General features: G+C 45.0%; 5 protein-coding genes. All 5 read right to left on the minus strand.

Going from position 1 to position 6,685, the window contains the following annotated elements:
- A partial coding sequence (locus AC1DUA_RS17625) for a DeoR/GlpR family DNA-binding transcription regulator (RefSeq protein ID WP_477501009.1) occupies positions 1-647 on the minus strand: 647 nt, incomplete at its 3' end.
- Between the two features lie 119 nt (positions 648-766).
- Positions 767-2,389, minus strand: a complete 1,623-nt coding sequence (locus AC1DUA_RS17630; RefSeq protein ID WP_477501010.1) for an extracellular solute-binding protein — start codon at positions 2,387-2,389, stop codon at positions 767-769.
- 38 nt (positions 2,390-2,427) lie between these two features.
- Entirely contained in the window at positions 2,428-4,785 is a 2,358-nt protein-coding gene (locus tag AC1DUA_RS17635) for a helix-turn-helix domain-containing protein (RefSeq protein WP_477501011.1), read from the minus strand.
- A 148-nt stretch (positions 4,786-4,933) separates the two neighbouring features.
- Positions 4,934-5,815, minus strand: a complete 882-nt coding sequence (locus AC1DUA_RS17640; protein ID WP_477501012.1) for a carbohydrate ABC transporter permease — start codon at positions 5,813-5,815, stop codon at positions 4,934-4,936.
- Between the two features lie 10 nt (positions 5,816-5,825).
- A partial coding sequence (locus AC1DUA_RS17645) for an ABC transporter permease (RefSeq protein WP_477501013.1) occupies positions 5,826-6,685 on the minus strand: 860 nt, incomplete at its 5' end.

Here is a 6,685-nt window from a genome sequence, read left to right on the forward strand (position 1 = left end):
TTGTCAGTGACCACAACGCTAATCTTCGATTGGTCAATTAGTTTCCTCGCGAATTGCCCGCGATCTTCATCGAAAGCCGTGATCCCTTTGTCCAACATAATGCCGTCAATCGAAATAAAAGCTTTATCCACATAAAAGTTCTCAATCATTTTCTCAGCCATAGAACCAACGACACGAGACTGCAATGAACTTACTTTCCCTCCGATAAAGAAAATATCTCCAGAAAGGAGTTCCTTGTTCTTGTAATCGATAAGCAGGTACAAGGCAGGAACTGAATTAGTAAGCACTGTTATATTCTTTTTATTTAGCAAATAATCAATAATGTGCAGCGTTGTTGAGCCATCATCAATGAAAATGACTTCATTATCTTCCACTAATGTAGCCGCTGAACGACCGATTATTCGTTTTTCTTCCGCATGCAAAACTTCTCTCTTTAGGTGGGATGGTTCCTCACGGGAGATATTGATTTTGACGGCACCGCCGTATACCCGCTTCAACTTGTTTTCTTCTTCCAATTCCTCGAGATATCTGCGAATCGTTTCAGAAGAAACGTTCAGATTATCAACCAAGTCCGTCGTTTTTACTTTACCCTCAAGGTTAAGAAGGTTTAGTATATAGTCTTTGCGTTCTTCCCCAATTAATGACATGGTTCCCTTCCTCCTGGATAACTATGATTGTCCTTACTCATTATATGGCTTTACGAATCGTTTGCCTAYCTGTATTTAAAAAAATAACAGGAAGGGTAAGCGGTAACCCCAATTCACCCTTATCGCTTCTCATATCGATCAATGGCTAGCTTTTGGATCGCTATCGCACGATCTATTTTGGAGGATTTAATTTTACTCACATAACTATCAAAAGCTTCCACAGACTCTACCCCAAGTATAATTTTCAAAGACATCTCATCAACCAGCGTCGTGACATCGTTCATAATGGAGGAAAGTTCTGCGCTTTCCAGCTCCGTTTTCGGAATTTGCGGCATCATATGTTGATCAACATTCGTATCCGACCAATCCAGAATCGCCGTTCTTTGCTGTGGTAACGTATAGTATTGCTCCATATACCGGATATCTTGAACAAAAGGACCAAAATAGCTGGCCCGCGTATACATCGCTAACGCTTGAGACGGAGCCAGTTTATCCCCGTTGCGCAATACAAAATCAGAATACGTCGGATACTCGTCCTTCATGGTGTAGCTCGTTCCCTCGATACCGAAGTTGAACAGCATATGTCCTTCCTCGCTGTATCCGTAATCAAGCAGCTTGGCCGCTTCTTCTGCATGTTTGCTTTTACTCGAAATCGCCACGCCACCTGTTCCTACATACGCWTAACTGCGCTGACCGAATTCCGGTTTGTCGCCTTTTTTCAAAACTGGGTATGGCGCGGCGGCAAACATGACGCCTTTTTCCTTCTCTTGCACGATGGGCTGCCATTTGCCGATCCCTGCGCCGGCATTCCACACCGTTGCACCGCTTCGTCCGCTAATCATATTCGAATCCATCGTTTTGGTATCCACGGTAGCTATATTTTTATCCAATAGCCCTTCTGCATACCATTTGTGAAACGTTCCCAGAAATTGTTTGTACCCTTGTTCCATCGCGCCAAATTTTACTTGACCCTTATCAAGGTAGAAACCTTTCTTGACCCCAAAAGCGCCAACGAAGGCACCGCCTTCAATGCCGAATAACGGATTCGGAACACCTAGGAAAGTTAGGGGAGCCTCGACACCTTTCTTCTCTTTAAAAGCCTTCAAAACCGTGTACCACTCGTCGATGGTCGTTGGGGTCTGTAGGCCTAACTCATCAAGCCAATCCTTGCGGATAATTGGCCCCTGGAACGTGCGCAGCAATTCATCCCCGCGAATGAACGGAAATACATAATAGCTGCCATTATCGGTTTTGACCTGTTTGTCTACATCCGGATGCTCCGCTAAATATTTTTTGAGATGTGGCGCATAGTTGTCAATAAGCTCGTTCAATCTCAAAATATATCCGTCGCTGATCGCCTTTTCGGGGCCACCGGGATGGCTATCCCATTCATATTCCATCATATCGGGCAAATCCCCGGACGCCAGAAGCACATTCATCGCTTCTTTGGCCTGATTGGCTGGTGGTTGGATGAATTTGAGCCGGACTCCCGTTCTCTTTTGCCATTCTTGGAAAAATGGAATATCCTGCGTGTTCGGCTTTACGCTCGCGGCGTTGCCGTTAAGCTCCGCCCAATAAGTCAATGTTGTTGTCGCTGCATTGAGATGCCCTTCTCCCGAAGCTGCTTCTTCTTGCGACACTGCCTTCCCTGGCGACGCAGAGGGAAACACAGCTGAACAGGCGGTTAGTGCAAGCGCGCTGATCGCCATGCTCAGGAAGAGTATTTTTTTACGCATTCTCATCTAGTCATCCTCCATCAACTGGGATCTAACCAAGCAGATCAGTGCATCTCTTTGTATTTCCCAGGCGTGATCCCCTCATATTTTTTGAAAACACGAATGAAAGTCGCCACTTCATTGTAGCCGACGCTCTTGGCAATCTCGGAGATCGAGTCCTGCTTGTAGCCAATCATTCGCTTGGCCTGTTGAATCCGGAATTTCGTAATATAATCAAGCAACCCTTCACCAGTCCCATCCTTGAACAACTTCGATACATAGCTCCCCTTGAGCTCGAATCGCTCGCCGATCGTATTGACGTTGAGGTTCGCATCCTGGTAATGATCTTCAATATAGCGGGTTACATTCGCGATTAGCTCACGAAGCGTCTCAGCGCGTTCTTTGCTTGAGTGCGATTCCATTTTGGCGGCAGCATGCGCACACACTTCTTTGAGCAAAGCAAGCAGCTCCTGCTGCATTTCGAGGATCGTGTCGCATGCGATGATGGAATCCATCCATAGCGGATTATCGCCAAGCAAACGACTATCGCCGTCCCCAAGCTCATTAATCGCTTTCACCATCGTACCCACAAGATTGAAAATTAAACATCTAGCCAGTGTCAGCGACACCAGCGGCTTATTGAAATTCCGCTCCATGATCTCGCTCATGCTCGCAGACGCTGACTCATAATCGCCAATTTTGATCAAATTGATAATTTGCTGTTCCACTTGCAGAGGATAATAATAACCTAGTTGAAGCTTATCCGCTGAATCGATTCGGATTTCATCATACGTAATGATCTCCCTTTTCCCTCGAACCATTTTGTATTCCATCGCATCCAGCGCTTCACGATAAGCCTGCGCCACTCCGAAAAGAGACGAATGAATGCCACCGATCGAAATGGTGAGATCCATGTGAAACCGCAGCAGAAATCGCTGAGCCTCAGAGGCAATCCAGCTCAGATCTTCCTTCAGCTCAGCTGCCTCATTATCAGCAAAATTGACCAAACATACCATCATATCATCCACTTCCGCGACATATCCGGCATGATGGCGGTGTCCGACAAGCTCTTCCACCACGTTGGTAATGATGAACTGAATCAGCTTCCGCCTTTCATTCAGATCCATGCACAGCAAATTGGACGAAAGCTTGTCATTATTTTCAACAGCGAATAAAATGACCGAGAATTCATTGGATACTAGTTCCATATCAAAGGATTTAAACGCTTCCTCATACGAAATGAGGGTATCAATCTTCCCTTTCAGAAGCCGGTTCAGCATATTGGAACGCAGGACATATTGATGTGACTGCAATTGCAGCTCAATTTGATCCTTCTCACTGCGGGTATCTGAGATGACGCGTTGGATGAAGCTTAGCTCATTACCGTCCGCCCGCTCCTCAGTGGAATGCTTGTCCGAGAGAGACTGCACAAGCCGTTGGATCGGCGAATAGTTGCGGCGCATGAAAAACCAGGTTAACACACCTGCTCCAATGAGCGAAATGAGAATGCTGACATAAGTGAAGTTGCGAACATATTCCGCCTTCTCCCAATAAATACCGCTGGGTATAACCAGCACATACTTCAAATCAGATACCGCCGATTGCATATAAAAGAGTTCTGAATCCCTGTTTTTGGCCGGTGAATACACTACATGATCTGGATCTAAAGCCTGTTCCAGAATCAAATTCGTATTGACCGACACAGGTAAATTGGAAAGCAGAACTTGATTGTCATGGTTAAGTATTAATATTTGCCCCCCGCTAAATCCAGAAATCGTTTCCATCACTTTCTGGAATCGCTCCAAATCCGCCATTACAACGACGGTCCCCGTTTGTTTCCCGTTCAAATCTTTGGGCAGATGCGCAATATACGCAATGGAGGTTTGTGGACTCTCCGCATCCGTATGCGGCAGCAGGAGAAACTGATTATTCGCAGCATTGTTAATCGTATCCAACCACTGCTCGTATCGGAGAGTGCCTGTATTATGTATCGTATCGAACGCTGTTTTCATATCACGGACATTCCCAGGACGAAGAATGGAAGAAGTCTGATCCCAAGTCACATAGAACTCATCAATCATCGCATAGGAGGTCTGGTACATTCGAAATTCTTTCACTAGTTGAAAAGCAAGAAACTGATCGTCACTCTGACGAATGTTGGAATACATCAAGGATTGCAGCTTCGCATTCCATGTGATCTCCATATTTAATCGTTTCATTAAATCAATCTGTGCGTCGATCGTGTAGCGCACTTGTTTGAGTAAAGAATCATTGGCCCTATGAATCTCGCTTTTTAACGCATTGCTAGATTGTGAATAAATGATTAAGCTCATCATCATCGGGATGAATAAAACTGCGCTATAGGAGATTAGCCATGTAAAGATAATGCTTTTTCTTTTTCGCCATAAAAAACCGATGTTCAATATGGACCTCCTCCCATTGGATGATCGATACAGGTCTGAAGGGATCGTCTCCACTTCCCTATATTATACCTCTATATGCAAGGGGAGGAATGTCCAAAATGACAAATCCGATTGACAAAAGCTCTATTTAGACCGGATTTTAGTGATTTTACCCCTTTAGAGAACCAACCATAACCCCTTTGACGAAGAAACGTTGAACAAAAGGATACAGGCAAAGCACCGGCAATGTGGCAACAATAATCGTTGCATATTTAATCGTTTCACCAATTTGGAAACGGTCGCCTGCATCTGCACCGACGGACATCCCGTCCGTTGAATTCGCGATTAGAATCTCGCGGAGAACAAGCTGCAGCGGGAACAGATCACGACTTTTAATAAACACAGAAGCATAGAACCAACCGTTCCATTTGTCCACCGCATAATACAGGATCATAACGGCAATGACGGGCATGGAAAGCGGAATGATGATTCGGAACAAAATGGTAAAATGGTTCGCGCCATCGATTTTGGCCGATTCCTCCAAGCTGTCCGGGATGGACATGAACGCTGTACGCATGATGATCAGATTGAACGTACCGATGGAGAAAGGAATGATTGTCGCCCAGAGGGAATCAAGCAGTCCCACATTTTTGACAACCAAGTACAAGGGAATTAAGCCGCCATGGAAAAACATGGTGAACACGATGATGAGCATGAACGCCTTGTTCCAGATGACATTTTTACGGGAAAGCACGTAGGCTCCAAGCGCTGTCATCAGCAAATTCACTATAACGCCGGCGACAACGATGAATAATGTATTCCGGTAACCGATAAGAATGCCAGGATTTTTCATGACGCCTTTGTACGCTTCCAAGCTAAAACCAAGTGATTTGAACAAAATCCCTTTGTGCGCAACTAATCGTCCCGCATCGCTTAACGAGGCAAAAAGCACGTAAAGCAGCGGATATAAGGTTACAATGACTAGCGCGATCAGGATTAAATAAATAACGGCATCGAACAATGTTTCAAGTATGCTGGATTGTTTTGTCATTACTTTCACCTCACCATAGACTGCTTTCGTTAACTTTGCGGCTAATATAATTCGCTGTAATCAGGAGGATCAGGTTGATCACCGAGTTAAATAAACCAACGGCTGAGCTGTAGCTCCATCCGAACTCCAGGAGTCCCTTGCGATAGACGAAAGACGAGATCACGTCTGCGGTTTCATAAGTTACAGGGTTATACAGCAGAATAATTTTCTCAAAGCCCACATTCAGCAAGTTCCCCATCCGCAAAATAAACATAATCGCAATGGTCGGCATTATGCCCGGCAGTGTAATATAAATAATTTGCTTCCACCTGCTGGCCCCATCCATCCGAGCCGCCTCATACTGCTCCTGGTCAATGCCCATTAAAGCAGCGATATAAATGATGGACTCCCAGCCAATACGCTGCCAAATTTCCGACAGAATGTAGATAGGACGGAATAATTCCGGCTTCTGCAGCATCGCTTGTCCGTCGTAGCCGAACGCCATAATGATTTTATTGATGACCCCGTCCGCATTCGTAAAATCGGTAATAATCCCGCAAATAACGACCATCGAGATAAAATATGGCATGTACGTGATCGTTTGCGCTACTCGCTTAAACATTTTGCTGCGCACTTCATTAATCAGCAACGCCAAGATGATCGGCGCGGGGAATTCAAACACCAAGGAATATAAGGAAATAACGATCGTATTTTTCAAAATTCGCCAGAAGTAATAGCTGCCAAAAAAGTCCTGAAAATGCTTGAAGCCGACCCAAGGGCTGCCCAGTATCCCTTTCATTGGCGAATATTCTTTAAATGCGATCAAAGCTCCGTACATCGGTGCGTAATGGAAAATTAGATAATAAGCAAGAACAGGAACCATCATTAGAT

It is taken from the genome of Paenibacillus sp. 01T422 (genome assembly GCF_056398785.1).

What these genes read in the sequence shown, in the direction of transcription:
- AC1DUA_RS17640 (WP_477501012.1), bottom strand. Translation starts at nt 5,815, where the DNA reads ATGACAAAACAATCCAGCATACTTGAAACATTGTTCGATGCCGTTATT.